At 56.0% G+C, this 1,256-nt stretch carries 2 protein-coding genes; both read right to left on the bottom strand.

The window, feature by feature from the left end; all coding sequences use genetic code 11:
- Positions 1-1,090: glycine--tRNA ligase subunit beta (gene glyS / locus R7Z41_RS23935; RefSeq protein ID WP_318141632.1), on the bottom strand; the 1,090-nt coding region annotated here is incomplete at its 3' end.
- Between the two features lie 9 nt (positions 1,091-1,099).
- The coding region (locus R7Z41_RS23940; protein WP_318141633.1) for a glycine--tRNA ligase subunit alpha at positions 1,100-1,256 on the bottom strand (157 nt) is incomplete at its 5' end.

Consider the following 1,256-nt stretch of genomic DNA (forward strand, 5'->3'; position numbering starts at 1 on the left):
TGTCGCGCAGCGTCCCCAACTGTTGCTGGAACAACACGGTTTGCAGGCGCGGCAGGTTATCTTCAAGACGTTTTTTACGGTCGGTGTTGAAGAAGAACTCGGCATCCGCCAGACGCGGACGAACGACTTTCTCGTTACCGGAGATAATCTGCTGCGGATCTTTCGATTCGATGTTGGCAACGAAGATAAAGTTCGGCAGCAGTTTGCCGTCGTTCGCATACACCGGGAAGTATTTCTGGTCACCTTTCATGGTGTAAACCAGCGCTTCAGCCGGCACCGCGAGGAATTTCTCTTCGAATTTTGCGGTCAGAACGACCGGCCACTCCACCAGCGAAGCCACTTCTTCCAGCAGGCTTTCGCTTAAGTCAGCGTTACCGCCAATCTTACGCGCTGCTTCTTCGGCATCGGCTTTAATCTTCGCCTTACGTTCTTCGTAATCGGCGATGACTTTCCCACGCTCACGCAGAATTTCCGGATACTGATCGGCGTTATCGATGGTGAATTCCGGCTCGCCCATAAAGCGGTGGCCGCGAATCACGCGATCGGACTGAATGCCCAGAATGGTTGCCGGAATGACTTTGTCGCCCAGCAGCAGGGTCACGGTGTGCACCGGACGCACGAAGTGCACGTCGCTTGCGCCCCAACGCATCCGTTTCGGGATCGGCAGTTTCGCCAGAGAAGTCGCAACCATATTCGGCAGCAGTGCTTCGGTGCTTTCGCCCTTCACATGGGCGCGATACAGCAGCCATTCGCCTTTATCGGTAGTCAGACGCTCAGCCTGGTCAACGGTAATACCGCAACCACGCGCCCAACCTTCTGCCGCTTTGCTCGGTTTGCCTTCAGCGTCGAACGCCTGGGCAATCGCCGGGCCGCGTTTTTCGATTTCACGATCCGGTTGCGCTTCCGCCAGGTTAGCTACTTTCAGCGCCAGACGACGCGGAGCAGCAAACCATTGAACGGTGCCGTGTGCGAGGCCAGCGTTATCCAGCTCCGCAGTAAAGTTCGCAGCAAAGGACTCAGCCAGGCTGCGCAGTGCTTTTGGTGGCAGCTCTTCAGTGCTGATTTCCACCAGAAAAGTTTTCTCAGACATAGCCGCCTCTTACTTATCTTTGTTGCACATCGGGAAGCCGAGGGCTTCACGGGAAGCGTAGTATGCTTCTGTCACTGCTTTGGTCAGGGTGCGAATGCGCAGAATGTAGCGCTGACGCGCGGTGACGGAGATGGCTCTACGCGCATCAAGCAGGTTGAAACAGTGG

It is taken from the genome of Vibrio sp. 1457, from assembly GCF_033340195.1.
Lineage (GTDB): Bacteria > Pseudomonadota > Gammaproteobacteria > Enterobacterales > Vibrionaceae > Vibrio > Vibrio alginolyticus.